The sequence below is a fragment of the Nevskia sp. genome (assembly GCF_023266035.1).
Classification (GTDB): Bacteria; Pseudomonadota; Gammaproteobacteria; order Nevskiales; family Nevskiaceae; genus Nevskia.
The window spans coordinates 1-19,306 of the sequence record NZ_JAHFRY010000017.1 but is presented as its reverse complement, the minus strand read 5'-3'; the positions used below and the strand labels follow the sequence as shown (position 1 = coordinate 19,306).

The 19,306-nt window shown below is 65.0% G+C and carries 12 protein-coding genes and 1 pseudogene; 6 read left to right on the top strand and 7 right to left on the bottom strand.

The window, feature by feature from the left end; genetic code table 11:
* Nucleotides 1-31: 31 nt before the first annotated feature.
* Complete coding sequence (locus Q0D45_RS03970) at nucleotides 32-2,020, top strand: sigma-54-dependent Fis family transcriptional regulator (RefSeq protein WP_293388851.1); 1,989 nt, start codon at nucleotides 32-34, stop codon at nucleotides 2,018-2,020.
* A gap of 215 nt (nucleotides 2,021-2,235) precedes the next feature.
* On the opposite strand, the gene Q0D45_RS03965 is transcribed toward Q0D45_RS03970, so the two are convergent.
* Entirely contained in the window at nucleotides 2,236-2,898 is a 663-nt protein-coding gene (locus tag Q0D45_RS03965; protein ID WP_293388848.1) for a glutathione S-transferase family protein, read from the bottom strand.
* 217 nt (nucleotides 2,899-3,115) lie between these two features.
* Complete coding sequence (locus Q0D45_RS03960; RefSeq protein WP_293388845.1) at nucleotides 3,116-4,156, bottom strand: AraC family transcriptional regulator; 1,041 nt, start codon at nucleotides 4,154-4,156, stop codon at nucleotides 3,116-3,118.
* 133 nt (nucleotides 4,157-4,289) lie between these two features.
* Between Q0D45_RS03960 and Q0D45_RS03955 the strand changes: the two genes are divergently transcribed.
* On the top strand, nucleotides 4,290-6,896 hold the full coding sequence (locus tag Q0D45_RS03955) for an alpha/beta hydrolase fold domain-containing protein (protein WP_293388842.1): 2,607 nt from the start codon (nucleotides 4,290-4,292) through the stop codon (nucleotides 6,894-6,896).
* A 31-nt stretch (nucleotides 6,897-6,927) separates the two neighbouring features.
* Nucleotides 6,928-7,416, top strand: a complete 489-nt coding sequence (locus Q0D45_RS03950) for a nuclear transport factor 2 family protein (RefSeq protein WP_293388839.1) — start codon at nucleotides 6,928-6,930, stop codon at nucleotides 7,414-7,416.
* A gap of 185 nt (nucleotides 7,417-7,601) precedes the next feature.
* Here the strand turns inward: Q0D45_RS03950 and Q0D45_RS03945 are convergent, their stop codons facing one another.
* The 5 genes from Q0D45_RS03945 to Q0D45_RS03925 all read right to left on the bottom strand — a co-directional run bounded on the left by Q0D45_RS03945 (nucleotide 7,602) and on the right by Q0D45_RS03925 (nucleotide 13,120).
* The gene (locus Q0D45_RS03945) at nucleotides 7,602-8,255 is read right to left on the bottom strand and encodes a heme-binding protein (protein ID WP_293388836.1); all 654 of its coding nucleotides are present in this window, start codon (nucleotides 8,253-8,255) and stop codon (nucleotides 7,602-7,604) included.
* A gap of 12 nt (nucleotides 8,256-8,267) precedes the next feature.
* The gene (locus Q0D45_RS03940; protein WP_293388833.1) at nucleotides 8,268-10,013 is read right to left on the bottom strand and encodes a PQQ-dependent dehydrogenase, methanol/ethanol family; all 1,746 of its coding nucleotides are present in this window, start codon (nucleotides 10,011-10,013) and stop codon (nucleotides 8,268-8,270) included.
* Nucleotides 10,014-10,069: 56 nt separating this feature from the next.
* Nucleotides 10,070-10,684: a Rieske (2Fe-2S) protein gene (locus Q0D45_RS03935; protein ID WP_293388830.1), complete on the bottom strand. Its 615-nt coding sequence runs from the start codon at nucleotides 10,682-10,684 to the stop codon at nucleotides 10,070-10,072.
* Between the two features lie 17 nt (nucleotides 10,685-10,701).
* A complete protein-coding gene (aldA, locus tag Q0D45_RS03930) occupies nucleotides 10,702-12,138 on the bottom strand; it encodes an aldehyde dehydrogenase (RefSeq protein WP_293388827.1) in 1,437 nt (478 codons plus the stop codon).
* A gap of 130 nt (nucleotides 12,139-12,268) precedes the next feature.
* On the bottom strand, nucleotides 12,269-13,120 hold the full coding sequence (locus Q0D45_RS03925) for a transporter (protein WP_293388824.1): 852 nt from the start codon (nucleotides 13,118-13,120) through the stop codon (nucleotides 12,269-12,271).
* A gap of 463 nt (nucleotides 13,121-13,583) precedes the next feature.
* On the opposite strand from Q0D45_RS03925, the gene Q0D45_RS03920 reads away from it, so the two are divergent.
* The 3 genes and pseudogenes from Q0D45_RS03920 to Q0D45_RS03910 all read left to right on the top strand — a co-directional run.
* Nucleotides 13,584-15,752 carry a TonB-dependent receptor gene (locus Q0D45_RS03920; protein WP_293388821.1) on the top strand — a complete coding sequence of 723 codons (2,169 nt, stop codon included), beginning with the start codon at nucleotides 13,584-13,586 and terminating at the stop codon, nucleotides 15,750-15,752.
* A gap of 180 nt (nucleotides 15,753-15,932) precedes the next feature.
* The gene (locus tag Q0D45_RS03915; protein WP_293388817.1) at nucleotides 15,933-17,741 is read left to right on the top strand and encodes a hypothetical protein; all 1,809 of its coding nucleotides are present in this window, start codon (nucleotides 15,933-15,935) and stop codon (nucleotides 17,739-17,741) included.
* A pseudogene (locus Q0D45_RS03910) lies at nucleotides 17,738-19,306 on the top strand (hypothetical protein); the annotation flags it as partial. The gene Q0D45_RS03915 and the pseudogene Q0D45_RS03910, both read left to right, overlap by 4 nt.

The following is a 19,306-nucleotide window of genomic DNA, read 5'->3' as shown; positions in this document are numbered from 1 at the left end:
ACGGCACTATGGAATTCAGGAGGGGAGTGCAATGAACGCATCGCAAAGCCACATCAACACGGTGATGAACATCGTCGGCCGGCACGCCGCCGTGCCAGCACTTGCCGATGACAACCCGATCCACCGATCTTGGCTGCGCTGCTACAACGACTACGGCCTCAATCCCTCTAGCCGTCATCGCATGCAGGTGGAGTCCTCCGGCAAGCTGCGCGAGCGTCGCGAGCAGCACGCGCGCTATCTGCGCACCGCGCGGGCCGGCATGGAGCAGCTGTACGCGCAGGTGGCCGATCTCGACTACGTGCTGATGCTGGCCGATGCCGATGGCATCGCGCTCGATTTCCTGGGAGCCCAGGCCGCCGATTCGCCGATTCGCGCCGGCCTCGTCGCCGGTGCCAACTGGCACGAGCAAAGAGCGGGCACCAACGGCATCGGCACCTGCCTCGCCGAGCGCCGCACGCTCACCTGTCACAGCAGCGATCACTACTACGCCGGCAATCTCGATCTCAGCTGCGCGGCCACGCCGCTCTACGATCCGGAAGGCGAGCTGATGGGCGTGCTCGACCTGTCGACCGTCACCACCACGCAGTCGCGCAGCAACCAGCAGCTGATCAGCCGCCTGACTGCGCTGTACGGCCGGATGATCGAGGACGCCAACTTCATCCGCCATTTCGGCAACCGCTGGATCCTCAAGATGAGCCGCAATCCGGCGCTGGTCGACGTCAACGCCGAAGCCATGCTCGCCTTCGATGCCGATGGCGTCATCGTCGGCGCCAACAGCGGTGCCCGCAGCCAGTTGCAGCTGACAGTCGAAGGCGTGGTGCGCGGCAGCCTCGTCGGCCACAGCCTCGCCGCGGTGTTCCGCAACCGCGCCGGGGACATCTGGCGTCTTGCGCGTGGCACCGAGGCCGACGACTGCGGCCTGCTTGAAACCTGGACCGATCAGGCCTACTACGGCACGGTGCGCGGGCCGCGCCGTGGCACGGCGTCCACGTCGACCAACAGCACGCCGGCCGTGCCCGGCAACGTCGCCGAACTGGAAGCGCTGGCCGACAACGATCCGCAGATGAGCCAGCTGATCAGCCAGGCCAAGCGTCTCGCCAGCCGGCCGTTCAACCTGCTGATCCAGGGTGAAACCGGCACCGGAAAGGAAGTGCTCGCCAAGGCTTTGCACCAGGCCAGCCCGCGCGCCGCCAAGGCCTTCGTCGCGATCAACTGCGCGGCGCTGCCGGAATCGCTGATCGAGAGCGAACTGTTCGGCTACCAGCCCGGCACCTTCACCGGCGCCCGTAGCCGCGGCATGGTCGGCCTGATCCAGCGCGCCGATGGCGGCACCCTGTTCCTCGACGAGATCGGCGACATGCCGCTGCCGCTGCAGACACGACTGCTGCGCGTGCTGTCGGAAGGCGAGGTGCTGCCGCTGGGCGCCGACAAGCCGATTCCCTTGAGCCTCACCTTGATCGCTGCATCGCACCGCAAGCTGCGCGAACAGATCGCCTCCGGCCAGTTCCGCGAAGACCTCTATTACCGCCTCAGCGGCGCTACGCTGCACCTGCCGCCGCTGCGCGAACGCCAGGACCGCGCCTACCTGATCCGCCGCATCCTGCGCGACGAAGCCGGCGCACTCGGCACCTCCGACTGGATCGCCCCGCAAGCGCTGGAACTGCTGCTGCACTACCGCTGGCCCGGCAACATCCGCGAACTGCGCAATGTGCTGCGCTATGCGCTGTCGATGGCCGAGACGCGCGGCATCGAGATCGCCGACCTGCCAGCCGAAGTCCGCGACGCGGCCGTCAGCGCTGCGCTCACTGTCGATACAACACCGTCAACTGCGACAGCGACTGCGGTTCCCGACGAAGACCAATGCGAAGCCAGCGGCGGCGAGGACCAGCATCTGCTCAGCACCTTGCGCAGCCATCACTGGGTGATCAGCGAAGTCGCCCGCGATCTGAACCTGTGCCGGGCGACGATCTACCGGCGGATGAAGCGCTATGGGATTGTGGTACCGACGCAGTTTTGCTGAGTGCTTCGGTCGTTTCGTATTTTGAAACAGCTTGGTACTTAGCTGCGGCACGTAAGGAACGCGGAGACGTCATCGAATCGTAGGGCGGGAAAGCGGCCGGCTGTATGGCCGTGCATCCCGCCACGCAGTAGCTCGCATCGCTGCGGAAGGCGGGATGTGCCTGCGGCTTTCCCGCCCTTGGGCTCGACCGCAGGAAGCAGCGGCTTGACTGCTGATCAGGCGTTCATCACCAACTCGGGCGAGATTCCGGCTGCGATCGCCGCACGCTCCTGTGCAGCTATCGCGCTGACGAACCCTTTCCGCGCGCTCAGACGATCCCAGTATTCGCCCACGCCCTCCGGGAACTGTGGGCGCAGGCCCAAATTCTCGGCCAGCAGCAAGGCGTAGCCCACCGAGATGTCCGCGGCGGTGAACAAGTTGCCGCACATGTAAGGGCGCATCCGCACGACTTCGCCGATGCGTCGCAGCCGCGAGAGGAACCACTTGGTGTAGTCCTCGACGATCTGCGACTGGCGGCGATCCTTCGGCTCGAAGCGGCCGTATCGCAGGATCAGCGTCTGCGGGAAGGTCAGCGTCGCCTCGCCGAAATGAAGGAAATTGAGGTAGTCGCCGTAGTGCGGCGAGGTCTTGTCGACCGACAGCCCGCCGGTGGGATTGCGATCGGCCAGGTACTGCGAGATCGCTGACGACTCGGTCATGAATACCTCACCGTCGCGGAACGCGGGCACGGTCCCCAGCGAGTTCACGGCCAGGTATTCCCTGGAGATCGCGCGAGGCGGAAAAGGCAGCACGATCAGTTCATAGGGCAGCTGCAATTCTTCAAGTGTCCATAGCGGACGGAACGAGCGTGCGCTCATGCAGTGGTAGAGCGTCATCATCGGAGTGGCCGGCGGATGGGGGGACATCGGTCATTCTGGCGGATTTCGACCCTGAATCGCCCCCACTTTCTCGGAGGCTCCTTCTTCGGCAGACCAACGAGCACGAGCAAGGCGGGATGCGCCTGCGGCTTTCCCGCCCTGCGCTGGCTGAGGAAAACAGATTGCCGTCAGACCGCAAGCTGCCTTTCGAGACCGCGACATCGCAGGTCGCCTCCGATCATTGCGGGGCGGGTCGCGGAAGAATCTTCGCGTTCATTTTCAGAACACGTTGCTGACTGCGCGCGGAAGTGCCGTGCCAGCGGCGGAAGGAACGGCTCAGCGAGGTCGGGTCGCCGTATCCGAGTCGCGCCGCCACCTGGGTGACGTTCAGACCGGAATGCTTCAGGTATTTCTGAGCGAGATCCGCGCGAACGGAGTCCTTGATCGAGCGGAAGCTTTGTCCCGCCTGGTTCAAGTGCAATTGCAAGGTGCGCGTCGAAATCCCCAGGGCTTGGCTCACGTCGTCTGCGGAGCACGATCCGTAAGGCAGCAGCGCGCGGATCAAACCCTCCACCTGAAGTTCGATCGGAGCAGCCGAGGATCCCTCGTCGTCGCGCAGCACCTTGTGCACGAGGGATCGCACATGCGGCTCGGCGGCCGAATGGGGGCGGCGCAGGATCGCGGCATCCAGTTCGATGGCGTTGTGTTCGCCGTTGAAGTGCAGATGGGGGCCGAAGATCCGCCGGTGCAGCTGCAGGTCCGCAGGCGCTTCATGCCGGAAATGCACGCCCGGCGGCGTCCACCCCGGCGGCCCGTGCATGCGGATTTCGCCGAGTATCGTGGCGACCGCGAACTCCGACATCTGGACTTCGCTCTCGCCGGACCCGGTGGCGGCCGACCAGTGGAGGAAGCCGCCGGATTTCGTCGGCTGATAGGTCATCACCGCGGCGCTGCTGTAGAGGTAAAAGTGCTTCGCCATGTCGACGCACATCTGCTCGACGGTCAGCGCGTTGCGCAGCAACACCCACAGCGGTCCGATCACCGCGCCCAGGTGGGCGCCTGCCGACATTTCCAGGCCGAAGGTTCGGCGCCGGCAGGTCGCGGCCACCAGTTCGAAGAACGTCATCACGGCGCGGCCGCTCACCAACAGGTCCGGGTCGGACAGGGCGGCCATCGGAATGCCTGCCTTGCGGGCGATCGCACCAGGCTTGCGTCCGTACTGGCGAATCTTCTCGGCTGCGCCGCTCAGGATGACGCTGCGGATCAAGGGTCCGGCCATGTTCGGGCGCTCCAGAAGCCTGCGGAATCTGCCAGGTTATTTGCGGATTCTGCCAAGTCCTGAGCAGCGTTGCCGGACATCCTAAGCTCAAGCTCGCTCCTTAGAGGCGGGTCATACGAGTGAGGAGACCAGCATGAACCAGCAGTTCGACGTCGTCGTCATCGGAGCCGGCTTCGCCGGTCTGTACGCCACCCACCGCCTGCGTGACGATCTTGGACTCAATGTCCTCGGGCTCGACGCCGCGGGCGGCGTGGGGGGCACCTGGTACTGGAACCGTTATCCCGGTGCGCGTTGCGACATCGAATCGGTCCACTACTCGTATTCGTTCTCCGACGAGATCCAGCGCGAGTGGCAATGGTCCGAGCGCTACGCCGGTCAGCCGGAGATCCTGCGTTACCTCGAATTCGTGGCGGACAAGTTCGATCTGCGCCGCTCCTTCCGGTTCGGACGGCGCGTCACCTCGATGGTCTGGAGCGAAGCCGATGCGCGCTGGACCGTGAGCACGGACACCGGAGAGACCATCTCCGCGCGCTTCGTCGTTGCCGGCAGCGGCAACGTGACGGTGCCCAAGTCGCAGGCCGAATTTCCGGGCTTCGAGCGCTACAAGGGGCCGGTGTACTTCACCGGCAGCTGGCCGCACGAGGGCGTCGACTTCACCGGCAAACGCGTTGGCGTCATCGGCACCGGATCGAGCGGCATCCAGCTGATTCCGCAGATCGCCAAACAGGCCGCGCAGCTCACCGTGTTCCAGCGCACGCCGAACTACGCGGTAGCGATGCACAACAAGAAGCTCACTCCCGAGCAGCAGCAGTGGAACGCGCAGAACGCGCAGCAGCTGCGCGGCAAGTCGCGGCTGCGCTTCCTCGGCGTGCCCTACCAGAACCCCGCACCCAGCGCGCTGGAGGTCAGCCCGGAAACGCGGCGTGCGCGCTACGACGAGCTGTGGGAAAGGGGCGGCTTCAACCTGCTGGTCTCGAGCTACGGCGACCTGCTGACCGACGAGCGCGCCAACGCAACCGTGGCGGAATACGTACGCGGGAAGATCCGCGAGAAGGTCAAGAACCCTGTGCTGGCCGAGATCCTGTGTCCCACGGATCATCCTTATGCAACCAAGCGGCCGACCGTCGAAGAGGATTACTACGAAACTTTCAATCGCGAAAACGTCAGCTTGGTCGACCTGCGCGCCACGCCGCTCGAGGAAGTGACCGAGAAAGGCATCCGCATCAACGGCAAGGAGCACGAGTTCGATGCGATCGCGCTGGCCACCGGTTTCGACGCCGTGACCGGCGCACTGTTCGCGCTCAACATCGTGGGCCGCGACGGACTGCGTCTGCAGGATCGCTGGGCGCATGGTCCCCGGACCTACCTCGGCATCGCGAGCGCCGGGTTCCCCAACCTGTTCACCATCACCGGTCCGACCAGCGCCGTCATCCTCTACAACAACCCGCTGGCGATCGAGGATCACGTCGACTTCGCGGCCAACGCGATTCAGCACGTGCTCGACAAGGGTGCGAAGACCTTCGAGGCCGACGAAGCTGCGGAAACGGCCTGGTTCAAGATGGTCAGCGACACCCTCAACATGACGCTGTTCCCGCGCGCCAACTCCTGGTACATGGGCGCCAACATTCCCGGCAAGCCGCGCAGCGTGTTCATGTTTGCTGGCTCCGCACCGCTGTACCGCGAAATGTGCAGGGACGTGGTGGACCACGGCTATGCCGGCTTCCGCATCGACGGTGCACCGGCGGACCGGGTGCCACCGATGGTCCGCATCGACGCTGGTGCGGCACTCGTGGTGGGCGCCATGTTGATGGAGGAAACCAAGTCGCTCGAGGATTGCTCGGTCGAAGAGGCACGCGCCGTGGTCGAGAGCTTCATCGGTCTGCAGAAGCCGGTGCCGGCGTCCGTCGAACGGATCGAGACCACCTATCCCGGTCCTGCCGACGCGCGGCCGGTCTACATCTATCGACCCCGGAACGCGAAAGGGCCGCTGCCGGTGATCGTCTATCTGCACGGCGGCGGCTTCATCGCCGGCAGCATCGACATGTGTGCCGGCGTCTGCGGCTGCATGGCCGACGATCTGCAGGCGATCGTGGTCGCACCGAGTTACCGGCTGGCACCCGAAGCGCCATTTCCGGCGGCGACGGACGACAGTTTCGCGGCCCTGAAGTGGACGGCTGCAAACATCGCCAAGCACGGCGGCGATCCCAAGCGACTCGTCGTGATGGGCGAGAGTGCAGGCGGCGCGCTCGCCGCCGTCGCCGCTCAGCGCGCGCGCGATGAAGGCGGTCCTGCCCTGAGCGGCCAGGTGCTGATCTATCCGACCATCGACGCTGAAGCGAACACGCGCTCGAGAGTCGAGTACGCCAACGGGCCGGTGTTGAAGACCATCGCTGCGCTGGGCATGTGGGGCGCTTACCTCGGCGATATGGCCAAGGCAGCTTCGCCACTGGCGTCCCCGGGACGTGCGAAGTCGCTGGCCGGTCTTGCACCCGCGTTGATCCTGTCTGCGGAGTGCGATCCGACCTGCGACGAAGGCGAGGACTATGGCCGTGCGCTGCAGGCGGCTGGCGTTCCCGTGCGGATCCATCGCCTGGAGGGACTCGTTCACGCGGTGTTCTACATGTCCCGCTATGTGCCGCGGGCCGCCGAGATCACCGAGCAGATTGCCGCGTTCCTGGCATCACTCCAGGTGGAAAGCGCGGTGAAAGGCAAAGCGCCCGTAGCCGAGACGCTGGTCTGAGCCGCTGCTCCTCTGGACGGAGAATCCTGTCATGCCGAACACCCGCGTTGAAGACGAACTGGCGATTACCCGCACGATCCAGTTGGTGGCGCGTGCCTACGATCACAAGCGGCATCGCGAATTGCTTCCTAAGGCATTCGAGCCGAACGCCCGGCAGCACTATTACCTGCTGGGCCAGTTCGTCGAGTTTTCGATGTCGGCAGGCATCGATGTCGCCATGTCGTTCCACGAGCGCTGTTATGCGACGCAGCATCTGGTCTCGCCTCCGGTCATCGAATTCGAGAGCGATGGCCAGCTCGCGCGCACGACCAGCACCGTGCACGCGGTGCACGTGCAGATCCTGAAGGACGGAACGCGCGCCAACTGGATTCTGGGCGGCTACTACCACGACCTGCTCGCGCGTCATCCCGAGGGTTGGCGCATCCGCGAGCGGACGGCCATTGGCAGCTACGAGGAAGGCCAGTTCTTTGAGGATGCGCAGGTGTTTCCGGCGCTGGCCGACTACACCAAGCCACTTTGAAAAAGTAATGCCGGGGGCATATCGACAGGAGGCCGTGCCGCCGAGCATGAATGTCGTGATCAGGCCGCATTGACCTCGTGCATATCGATCGCGCATCCCGCCACGCAGTCAATCTGCAGGGTTACCGAAGGCGGGATGCGCCTTCGGTTCTTCCGCCATACACGGGCTCACGTCGAGACGCGGATTTACTTCAGCAGACTCTTCGCCGCATCAAGCCCAGCCTGAGCACAGATCTCGTCGTTGTCCGGCATGCTGCCGCTGACTCCGACGCCGCCAACCAGTGCTTCACCCGCCTTGATCGGCAGGCCGCCGGGGAAGGTGACGAAGCCGGGTAGCGTGGCGAGGCCCGGCAGCACGCCGCCCTTGTTGTCCTTGCCCCAGGTCAGCTCGCCGAACATGCGGGTGGAGCCGCCCATCTTTGCTGAATGCACCGACTTGAGTTCGGCGTGTTCGATGGAGCCGAGTGCGGCGTCGTCCATGCGTTCGAACAGGACCGGATTCGCGCCGCTGTCGACGATGGCGATGTTCATCTTCCAGCCCATCTCGATGGCCTTGGCGATGCAGCCCGCGGCGATCTTGCGGGCGGCTTCCAGCGAGAGGACCGGCTTTCTTTCCAGCGCGTTGGCGCCATCGCTGAAACAGATTCCTGCGAGCAGGACGAGCATGGCCGCGCTGCGTGCAGCTGGCGCGAAAAATTGAGATGCAGTCATGAGAGAAACCCTCAGGCGTTGTTGCGAATGTGGTCCGCTGCCTGGCGCAGCGGAGCTGGAAACGAATCGGGCCGCCCGGCCTTCCCGAGAGAAGACTGCGGCGGCCCGACGTTCAAGCGATGGGCTCAAGCGAGCCTGGGATCAGTTGCCGAGTGCAAACACCCAGACGCTGCCGCCTTCGGGAACCTTCTCGTCCCAGCCAGCCAGGCCATGCATCTTTCCCTGGATCCACTGGGCATCGACGCCGTAGCCGGACACCACGGCGATGTACTGCTTGCCGTCGATCGAGAAGCTGCTGGGCGGCGAGATGATGCCGGACGGGGTGGGGAACTCCCACAGCAGCTTGCCGGACTTGGCGTCGTAGGCGCGGAACATCTTGTCGTTGGTGCCACCGGCGAACAGCACGCCGCCGGCGGTGGTCAGGATCGAGCCCCAGTTCCACGAATGCGGGTACTTCTCGCGCCAGACTTCCTTGCCGGTGTTGATGTCCCAGGCCTGGATGCCGCCGATGTGGTCGAAGCCCTTCTTCACCGACAGGTCGAGCTTGTTGATGTCGACACCCGCTGACCAGGTGCCGGGGATGACTGGCTGGATCATGCCGGTGAGGGTCAGGCAGTGGTTGTCGTTGTACGGGATGTAGAGCATCCCGGTGTCCGGGTTGTAGGCTTCGAACGGCCAGTCCTTGCCGCCCCAGAGGCTCGGGCAGTAGGTGTGGGTTTCGTTGGTGTGCGGCTTGGCGTCCTTGTTGTAGGTCGGGCGGCCGGTCTTCGGATCAATGCTGGTGAACACCGTGTTGGTGACGTAGGGCTCGGACTTGTTGTAGGTGATCTTGCCCTTGGCGTCGCGGTCCAGCCAGTAGATGCGGCCGTTGCGCTGGGCGCTGACCATGCCGGTCACTTTCTTGCCGTTCTTGGTGTACTCGACCAGGGTCGGCGCGTTCATGCCGGCCCAGTCCCAGGAGTCATTCCAGTGGTACTGGAAGTGACTCTTGATGTCGCCGGTGGCCGGATCGAGCGCGAGCACCGAAGCCAGATACAGGTTGTCGCCCGGACGCTGATCGCCCAGCCAGGGCGCACCGTTGCCGACGCCCCAGTAGATGACGTCGTTCTTCGAGTCGTAATTGCCCGGCATCCACATGGTGCCGCCACCTTTCTTCCAGGCGTCCTTCCACTCGCCGGTCTGCGGCCAGGTTTCCGAGCCCTTGTCGCCCGGCGCCGGCACCGCGTAACGGGTCCAGGCCAGCTTGCCGGTTTCGGCATCGAAGGCCTTGAGGAAGCCGCGCACGCCGAACTCGCCACCGGACGGGCCGATCAGCACCTTGCCCTTGACGATCAGTGGTGCGGAGGTGATGTAGGCGCTCTCGGTTTCCCAGTCGCAGACCTGCGCATCCCAGAGCAGTTTGCCGGTCTTGGCATCGAGCGCGCTGAGCATGCAGTCGACACTGCCGACATAGACCTTGTCCTTCCACAGCGACACGCCGCGGTTGGTGCGATGCAGGGCGCCGATGCCTTCCGGCACCTCGCGCTGGAAGTGCCACAGCGGCTTGCCGGTCTTGGCGTTGTAGGCGAACACGTGGTTGTGCGGCGTGGCCACGAACATGTATTCGCCGTTGACGATCGCCGGCGCCTCGTGGCCGGAGTTGACGCCGGTGGCCGATGACCAGACGGGCTTCAGCTTGGCCACGTTGTCGGTGGTGATCTGATTGAGCTTGCTGTAGCTCCAGCCCTCGTAATTGCCCTTGGTCAGCAGCCAGTTCTCTGGCTCCGGATTGGTCAGCCGGGCATCGGTGACCAGCTTGTAGTCGGGCAGTGTGGTGACGGGCGCAGCAGCGAATGCTGCGGATGTGATGACTGCGGTGAACGCAGCCGTGATCAATGACACTTTCATCGTTATTTTCTCCTCCTGGTGAAGCTTTTGATGGGTGCGTGCTTGTTGGAACGGAATCAGGTCGGCGGGCCCAGAGGGCCATCGAACTTGCCGGTGACCACCACCGCGCCGTCCTTGATCGCCAGCGGCAACATGGCCAGCCGACGCTGAGCCGGGCCATTGCTGACCACGCCGCGATCGGCGGCGTTGAACACCGAGCCGTGGCAGTTGCAGACGATCTGCGTCTGGCTCGGATGCAAGGTGGTGATCGGGCAGCCGTAGTGCGTGCACAGCGACGAGTAGGCGACGATGCCGTCGGCGGAATTCGCAGCACTGGCAGGCTTGAGGTCGTCCGGCTTCAGGCGGATGACGGTCAACATGCTGGCCTTGGCTACCAGCGCCTTGCCGGTGGTCGGATCCAGCGGATAGGCCAGGGTCGGCGGCTCGCCGAACTGGATATCCGCCGGCAGGATTTCCTGGCCGGCCTTCGGGCCGAGCATGAAAGCCAGCTTGTCGCCGGGCTGCGGTTTCAGGCTGCGGGCAGCGGTGGCGTCCTGTGCCATCGCTGGCAGGCTGGTGGCGGCCAGTGCTGCCAGGCTCAGTGCGCCGGTCAGCATCTGGCGGCGACCGCTGTCGGTCGGCAGGTCAGTCGCGCAGCAGGCGCAGGCATCGTGTGGGCTCGGTTTGCTCATCGTGATGAGTCCTCGGTTCAGGACGTCTGCAGATAGACGACGTGGGTTTCGGTGAACTCGAGCAGGCCGTGATGGCCGTCGGCGCCGCCGATGCCGGATTTCTTGCGGCCGGCGTGGAAGCCCTGCATCGCTTCGAAGTGCTCGCGGTTGATGTAGGTCTCGCCGAACTGCAGTTCGCGGACGGCCTTCATCGCGGCGTTGATGTCGCGCGTGAAGATCGACGAGGTGAGCCCGTAGTCGGAGTCGTTGGCGCGGGCGATGGCTTCGTCGAGGTCGTCGACGATCTGCAGCGGCAGCACCGGGCCGAAGATCTCGTCACGCATGATCGCCATGTCGGACGTGCAGCCGGCGACCACGGTCGGCAGGTAGTGATAGCCGCGCGGCAGATCGGCACGCGTGCCGCCGGTGAGCACTTCGGCACCTGCGGCTCGAGCGCTGTCGACCAGCTGCTCGACCTTTGCTAATCCGACCTGGTTGACCAGCGGGCCCATGTCCAGCGTCTCGTCGGCCAGCGGATCGCCGAAGCGCGTCGCCGCCATCCGCTTCACCAGCTTTTCGGTCAGTGCTTCGGCGATGCCACGCTGCACGTAGACCCGCTCGACGCAGTTGCAGACCTGCCCGGTATTGATCACCCGCGAGGCGACCAGAGCTTTCGCGGCCAGATCGAGATCGGCATCGTTGAGCACGATCGACGGCGCCTTGCCGCCGAGTTCGAGATTGACTCGCGTCAGGTTCGGAGCCGCAGCCTGCATGATGCGGATGCCGGTGCCGACGCTGCCGGTGAAGGTGATCAGGTTGATGCCCTTGTGCGCGGTCAGCGCTGCGCCAACGCTGGCACCACTGCCGCAGACCAGGTTGAACACGCCGGGCGGCAGATCGGTCTCGGCCAGCAGCTTGGTGAACGCGAAGGCGTTGAGCGGCGTTTCCTCGCTGGGCTTGATCACCACGGTGTTGCCGGTGATCAGCGCCGGCGCCATCTTCCGGGCGATCAGGAAGAACGGGAAATTCCACGGCAGGATGCCGGCGGCCACGCCCAGCGGCTTGCGCAGCAGGAAGATGTGCTCGCCGACTCTGTCGCTGGTCAGCACCTCGCCATCGAGGCGGCGCGCCCATTCCGCCATGTAGTCGATGTAGTCGGCGGTGAAGTTCACCTCGACCCGCGCCAGCGGCATGACCTTGCCCTGCTCGCCGGCGATGATCGTCGCCAGCATCTCGACGTTCTCGCGCAGCTTCGCGGAGATCTTGCGCAGGTAGCCGGCACGCTGGATCGCCGGCAGCTTTTCCCAGGCCGGCTGCGCGCGCCGGGCGGCGGCCACGGCTTCGTCGACGACGTCGGCACCGGCGTCCGGCACCCGGGCGATCAGCTCCTGGGTGGCGGGGTTGTGGACTTCGATGGTGCCGCCGCGATGGGCGACGAAACGGCCGTCGATGTAGTTCTGATACTCGCTGGACATTTTTGGGAGTTCTCCTAAGTGAGGGGTTGGCCGTCAGGCGCGGCAGTCAGCCGGACGCCGCAGGGGCAGGGCGCTGTCCTGTCTGCGGGGTTCGGGAAAAGCCGGATCGGGAGCGGGCAAGTGCCCGGGTTCACCAGACGTAGACGTACTTGAGGTTGAAGCTGTCGTTCTGGGAATGGCTGGCGCCGTCGACGGTGGTCGAGTAGCGCAGCGCGATCGACTGGTTCTCGAAGGTGTGCAGCACCACGCCGGCACCGGCATCGAAAGCCCAGCTCTTCGGCGCGCCGTTCTTCGCAGCGGCGTACTCGTAGTCCAGGCCCAAGAACGGTTCGAGGTACTTGCTGATGCGGTAACCGAAGCGGTTGTTGGTATGCCAGTTCACCGCTGGCTTGACGCCGTTGGTGCGCTCGCCCTGCCAGACCAGGCCGCCGTTGCCGGTGACCTGGAACTTGCCGCCCTTCCAGTTCCACAACAGGCTGGTCAGGTTCTTCCAGTTGGTGTCGGCGACCGACTCATTGCCGACCGGCACGACGAGGAAAGACTGGATGCCGAAGGTCGAGCTATCGGTCGGCCGATACCAGGCCGCGAAGCCGGTCAGCGGATCGCCGAGGCCGCCGACATAGGAGCCGCCCGCCTCGTTGCGGACGCCGATCTCGGGCACGATGATTTCGTAGGCGAGGCCGATCTTCCGGTTCCAGTCCGGCGACCAGAAGCGCACGTACTTCGACAGTCCGACGATCTGCTGGCTGCCATCGCCGTCGACCTTCTTGCCGTTGGCATCGCGAACCTTTTCGTTGTCCTGCACGGTGGCGTACTGGACGAAGACGTTGAACGGTTTGAAGTCCACCGGCAGGTCGTACTCGCCTGGGCCGATGACGTCGAAAGTGATCGCCGTAGCGGAACCCGAGGCACACAGCGACAGCAAGGCCGTGGCGATTGCAGTGGAAAGCCGCGACAACCGGCGGTTGAGAATTCTGGACATCGTGTTGCTCCTCCTTCACGTTTTTTATGGACGCCCCTGAGTTCAAGAACCTAGGGGCGTGCCGTCTGGCGGCGTCATAAAAGGGCAACCGATGTGCCATCGCTGACGGCGGCAGTGACAGTCGGTTCGGCCGCTGACAAGTGCTTGTCGGATATGAATTTATTCGGGACGTGAGGCGAGACAGTGGTCGCCTTCGAAAGCGACAGGTGTCGCTGCTGCAGGCACTTGTCGCGATGTCGCAGACGCGGGCTGCGACAGTTGTCGCAGGCGCTGTCGCGACGAAGGCCACATGCTGCGCGGGGGAGATGTCGCGGAGTGTCGAGCTGCGCAGGCGCAAGTCCGCGCTGCGGCTCGACATTCCGGCGAAGTGCAGCGCGATGTGGAAGCGGCAGCCGATGGCGGCATGTCGCTTGCGCTAGGGGCAGGCATTCGGCTGAACAAACAGAACAACAAACGGGGCGACATGGACAAGCAACAAGAATCCGGCGAGCGCTCGGCGCGGGCTGCAGCGGCGTTCACCGCGCTCGCACTGCTGGCAGGCGGCGGCGCGGCGTTTGCCGAGGAAGTACCGCATGAAGTGCTGACGGAACAGGGCGAGCACGTCGAACAACTGCCGGCCGTCGTCGTCACCGGCACCGGCACGCCACGGACGGAAGCGCGGACAGCGGCGGCAGTCGGCGTCGTCGATGCATTGATGCTCAAAAGCGGCCGGCCGCAGATCAATCTCGCCGAGACGCTGAATAGCGTGCCCGGCGTCGATGTCCGTGATCGCCAGAACAGCGCCCAGGATCTGCAGATCCAGATTCGCGGTTTCGGCGCCCGTTCGACCTTCGGTGTCCGCGGCATCCAGCTACGCGCCGACGGCGTGCCGCTGACCGCGCCGGACGGGCAGGGTGCGGTGTCGAACCTGCTGATCGGCTCGCTCGATCGCATCGAAGTGCTGCGCGGGCCGATGGCCTACCAGTACGGCAACAGTTCCGGCGGCGTGATCGCCGCATACAGCGCAGCGCCGCCGGACAAGCTCGGTGGCGAAGTCACTTTCAGCGGCGGCAACAACGGCAGCTGGCGCGAAGCGCTGGCGATCGGCGGGCGAGTCGCCGATCAGAGGCTCGGCTACCGGGTCGATCTCGAACGCTACGACACTGACGGCTATCGCGATCACAGCAAGGCGCAGCGCAATGTCGGCGCGCTGAACGCCCGTTACGACCTCGGCGGTGGCCAGCAACTGCGCTTGCTGGCCGGCGCACTCTGGGGCGGCGACGCCCAGGATCCGTTGGGTCTGACCCGGCAGCAGTTCGAGCAGAACCCGAAGCAGGTGGCGGCTGCCGCCGAGACCTACAACACCCGCAAGAACACCGACGACTGGCGCGCCGCGATGGGCTACAGCGGCCCGTGGTCGCCGAATGCCGACTGGGACCTGATCGTCTACGGCAGCGGCCGCCGGATCGAGCAGTTCCTGTCGATCCCGAAAACGGCGCAGGCATCCCCTGCGCGAGCTGGCGGTGTCGTCGATCTCAACCGCAGCGGTGTCGGCTTCGATGCCCGCAGCAACTGGCGGCTGGGCGATCTGAGCTTGAGCGCCGGCCTACAGTACCAACTGGCCGATGAACGTCGCCGTGGCTACGAGAACTTCATCGGCGACACGCTAGGTGTGCGTGGTGCCTTGCGCCGCGACGAGGGCAACGACCTCTACAACTTCGATCAATACCTGTTTGCCGAGTACGCGCTGTCCGAACGCTGGCGGCTGAGCGGCGCAGTGCGCCACAGCCGAGTCGCCTTCAAGTCCAAGGACGACTACATCCGCGAAGGCAATCCGGACGACAGCGGCTCCACCGATTTCTCGGCGACCCTGCCGGTCGCCAGCCTGGCCTTCGAGCAGGCCGAGGGGCGCTTGTTCTACTTGAGCGCCGGCATCGGCTTCGAGACGCCGACCTTCAACGAACTGTCCTACCGCAGCGATGCCGAAGGTGGCCTCAATCTCGATCTCGATGCCTCGCGCAGCCGCAGCGTCGAACTGGGCATGAAGCAGCAGCTCGGCTCGCGCGGCTTGCTGACGCTGGCGGTGTTCAACATCGATGCCGACGACGAGATCGTGCCGGCCGCCACCATCGACGGCCGCGCCAGCTTCCAGAACGCCGGCACCACGCGCCGTCGTGGCGCCGAACTCGGTCTTGCCTTCAGCCTGCCGGCCGACCTGCGCCTGCAAGTCGCCGCGAATCATCTCGACGCCAAGTTCACCGAGGCTTACAGCTACAGCAACGGCGCCAGCACGGTCCTGGTGGCGGATGGCACGCCGATTCCCGGTGTCGCCAGCAACAGCGTCTACACCGAACTGAGCTGGCACCGCGGCCGGCCGGGCTGGGCCGGCGCGCTCGAAGCGCGCTACTCGGACGAGGTGCCGGTCAACGATGTCGCCAGCGATTCGGCACCGAGCTACACGGTGGTCAACGCCAGCATCGCCTACCGCCTGCTGAGCAGCCGCTGTGACCTCGAAGCCTTCCTGCGCGTCTACAACCTGTTCGACCAGCGCTACGCCGGTTCGGTGATCGTCAACGACAGCAACGGCCGCTATTTCGAGCCGGCGCCGGACCGCGGTTTCCACATCGGCGTGACCTGGCGCTGGGGTTCCTGAGGCAGCGCACAGAGTGCCCAGAGGTCGGTCGCCGACAATCCAATCAACACGATAAACTCGCCGGCGACGCCATCGGCATCAACGCCGCTACCGTCGCGACCGCGTTTCCAGGCAAGTAATCCAACTGCCGAAGAGCCACGATCCCCACTACCAGAAAGCCAGTACCGGGACGCCGCCGAGATGCCGCTGAAGTCGACTTTTCTGGGCGAACTCCAGCGCCGCAACGTTCACCGGGCCGCGATGTTCTACGCCGCAGCGGCCTGGCTGCTGGTGCAGATCGCGACGCAGGTTTTTCCGTTCTTCGACATCCCGAACAGCACGGTTCGCATCGTCGTCATCGCGGTGGTGATCGGCTTTCCATTCGCGATGCTGTTCTCGTGGTTCTACGAATGGACGCCGCAGGGCATCAAGCTGGAAAGCGAGATCGATCGCAGCGAATCGGTCACCCGGCAGACCGGCAAGACGCTCGATCGCTGGATCATCGCGGTGTTGGCGCTGGCCGTGGTGGTGCTGCTCGCCAACGTGCTGATCGGCCGTCACACCGAGCCGGTCGAGCTCGACCGCTCGATCGCCGTGCTGCCGTTCGTCAACATGTCCGGCGATGCCGCGAACGAGTATTTCTCCGACGGCATCAGCGAAGAAATTCTCAACGTGCTGGCGCGCGCACCGGAGCTGCGCGTGGCGGCCAGAACCTCGTCCTTCTCGTTCAAGGGCAAGACCCTGGAGATTCCCGACATCGCCCAGGCGCTCGGCGTGCGCATGGTGCTGGAAGGCAGCGTCCGCAAGCAGGGCGAGCGCGTGCGCATCACCGCGCAGCTGATCGACGCCAGCAATGGCTTCCACGTCTGGTCGCAGACCTACGACCGCAAGCTCGAAGACATCTTCGCGATCCAGGACGAGATCGCCACGGCGATCGGCAAGGAACTGGAAGTGAAGCTCGGCAATCCGGAGCAGACCGGTAGCCGTTCGACGGGCACCAGCAACGTCGCCGCCTACGATCTCTACCTGCGCGGCATCGCCCTGTGGCACGCGCGTCGCCCCGATACGTCGTGGCAGGCGGTCGATCTGTTCACGCAGGCCACGGTCACCGATCCGACATTCGCCGCCGGCCATGCGGGACTGGCACTGGTCTACTCGGTACTGCCGGCCTATAGCGCGCGCATGAGTTTCGACGAAGGATTGAAGCTGTCGACCGATGCGGCCCTGCGCGCCCTGGCGCTTGATCCTGCGCTGCCCGAAGCCTATGCCGCCTTGGGCAACAACTCGGCAAACAGCCGGCAGCGCCTGACCTCCGATGCACTGCTCCGCCGCGCCATCCTGCTGCGACCGTCGTTCGCGACGGCCCATCAATGGCTGGGGATCAACCAGTTCACCAGCGGACAACTCGCTGCCGGGCTGGAGGCGCTGGAGCGAGCGACGCTGCTCGACCCGCGTTCGCCGGTGATTGCCGAGAACCACGCCTTCTCGCTACTGACCCTGGGCAGAGTCGCCGAGGCCTCGCAGCGCTGCGAGCAGTTGCTGGCGTTCGTTCCCAACCATCCGTCCTGCCTGCAGTATGTGGGTCTGGCCCGGCTGATGCTGGGTGATCTCGATGCCGCGAAGTCGGCGTTCGAACGAATGGAAGCGGCCCAGGCGCGCAGCGGCCAGACGCAAGCCTTGATCGACGCATTTGCCGGCCGCGCCGATCGTCATGCGCTGGCCGTGAAGATGGCCGCGCTGCCGTTCAATAGTCAGGCCGACCCGGCCAGTGGCAATACGCTGGAGGATCAGGTGATCGCAGCGCTGCTGATGATGCTGGGCGAGCCTGGGCTTGCGCTGGACTACATCGAGCGCATCGCCGGCGAAATCGGCGCCAGCATGGACTGGGCGGTGATGCTGCCGGCGATGGATCCGATCCGCTGCGAGCCGCGTTTCGCGGCGGTCATCCAGGACCTGAGAACGCATGATCCCTACGCTTCGAAGGTTTGCGCGGGGAAGGGCGAACCGTGAACTTTATTGCCGAACTGCAACGCCGCAATGTCCATCGCGCGGCGCTGTTCTATGCCGGCGCGGCCTGGCTGCTGGTGCAGGTCGCGACCCAAGTGTTCCCGTTCTTCGACATCCCGAATGCAACGGTGCGCATCGTCGTCATCGCGGTGGTGATCGGCTTCCCCTTCGCGATGCTGTTTTCCTGGTTCTACGAATGGACGCCGCAGGGTATCAAGCTGGAAAGCGAGATCGACCGCAGCGAGTCGGCCACCAAGCAGACCGGCAAGACGCTCGATCGCTGGATCATCGCGGTGCTGGCGCTGGCCGTGGTGTTGCTGCTGACCGACCGGCTGACGTCGAGCAAGGCAACTGCCGGGCTGGCCGACAAATCGATTGCCGTGCTGCCGTTCGAGAACCTGTCGGCGGAACCGGCGAACGCATTTTTCGCCAACGGTATCCAGGACGAGATCCTGACCGGCCTGGCCCGGATCGGCGATCTCAAGGTCATCTCGCGGACCTCGACGCAGCGCTATGCGAGCCGCCCGGGCAATATCGCCGAGATCGCCAAAGAGCTTGCCGTGGCCCACATCCTCGAAGGCAGCGTCCAGAAATCGGCGAACCGCATCCGCGTCAACGTCCAGTTGATCGATGCGGCGACCGACAATCACCTCTGGGCCGAAACCTACGATCGTGAACTCGACGACGTGTTCGCCGTGCAGAGCGAGGTTGCGCAGAAGATCGCCGCGTCCTTGAAGGCGAAGCTGACGCCTGCCGAGCGAGTGGCCCTGACCACGTCACCGACAGCCAATCCTGCTGCTTATGCGTTGTACGTGAAGGCACGCGCATCGAGCGGGCAGATGAGTCGGCAGGAGATCGACCAGAAGATCGCCATCTACCGGGAAGCGGTGGCACTGGATCCCGACTTCGCACTGGCCTGGGCGGAACTTTCGCGTTACGCGAGCCTGGCGGTCTGGGGCGGATACGGCGATGGCCAGCTGGCGCTCGAAGGCCAGGCAGCGCTCGATCGCGCCACCGCGCTGGCTCCGGAACTGCCGCAGGTCGCCAAGGCCCGCGCAGTGTTCCTGTACTACGGACGCCGCGATTACGACGGGGCGCTGGCCACGCTCGAGCCGGTCAAGAAAGCCTTGCCCGGTGACTTCGACGTCTGGCTGCTGTCGGGCCTGCTCGAGCGCCGTCTGGGCTTGTGGCAGCAGGCGGTTGCCGATTTCGAGCGCGCCCGGCTGCTGGCACCCAAGGATGATTTCGTGATCTTTACTGTGGCTGCCACTCAGGCCCTGATCGGGCACTACGACGCAGCACTGGCTCTGCTGGCCGAGACCCGGCTCGGGCTCGATGCTGACGTTCCCGGCGCGCTGTGGATCAGGCCGCAGTGCCTGTGGGTCCTCGGCCGGCTTGACGATGCCGAGCGAACGCTGGCGCAGATGCCGTCTGGTCTGCCTGCCGTGCAGTCCTTGCAGGGCTTGCAGGCGCTGTATCGGCGCGATTATCCAGAAGCGATCGAACAGTTTCGAAAGGCGGTCGCCAGCAAGGCCGATCTGGACTGGGATCTGAGCTTTTCCAGCTAT

Bases quoted from the DNA above. Each gene is read 5' to 3' on its own strand.
- Q0D45_RS03915 (WP_293388817.1), top strand. From the start codon at position 15,933: ATGCCGCTGAAGTCGACTTTTCTGGGCGAACTCCAGCGCCGCAACGTT.
- Q0D45_RS03965 (WP_293388848.1), bottom strand. From the start codon at position 2,898: ATGATGACGCTCTACCACTGCATGAGCGCACGCTCGTTCCGTCCGCTA.
- Q0D45_RS03935 (WP_293388830.1), bottom strand. From the start codon at position 10,684: ATGAGCAAACCGAGCCCACACGATGCCTGCGCCTGCTGCGCGACTGAC.
- Q0D45_RS03960 (WP_293388845.1), bottom strand. From the start codon at position 4,156: ATGGCCGGACCCTTGATCCGCAGCGTCATCCTGAGCGGCGCAGCCGAG.
- Q0D45_RS03955 (WP_293388842.1), top strand. From the start codon at position 4,290: ATGAACCAGCAGTTCGACGTCGTCGTCATCGGAGCCGGCTTCGCCGGT.
- Q0D45_RS03925 (WP_293388824.1), bottom strand. From the start codon at position 13,120: ATGTCCAGAATTCTCAACCGCCGGTTGTCGCGGCTTTCCACTGCAATC.
- aldA (WP_293388827.1), bottom strand. From the start codon at position 12,138: ATGTCCAGCGAGTATCAGAACTACATCGACGGCCGTTTCGTCGCCCAT.
- Q0D45_RS03940 (WP_293388833.1), bottom strand. From the start codon at position 10,013: ATGAAAGTGTCATTGATCACGGCTGCGTTCACCGCAGTCATCACATCC.
- Q0D45_RS03920 (WP_293388821.1), top strand. From the start codon at position 13,584: ATGGACAAGCAACAAGAATCCGGCGAGCGCTCGGCGCGGGCTGCAGCG.
- Q0D45_RS03950 (WP_293388839.1), top strand. From the start codon at position 6,928: ATGCCGAACACCCGCGTTGAAGACGAACTGGCGATTACCCGCACGATC.
- Q0D45_RS03970 (WP_293388851.1), top strand. From the start codon at position 32: ATGAACGCATCGCAAAGCCACATCAACACGGTGATGAACATCGTCGGC.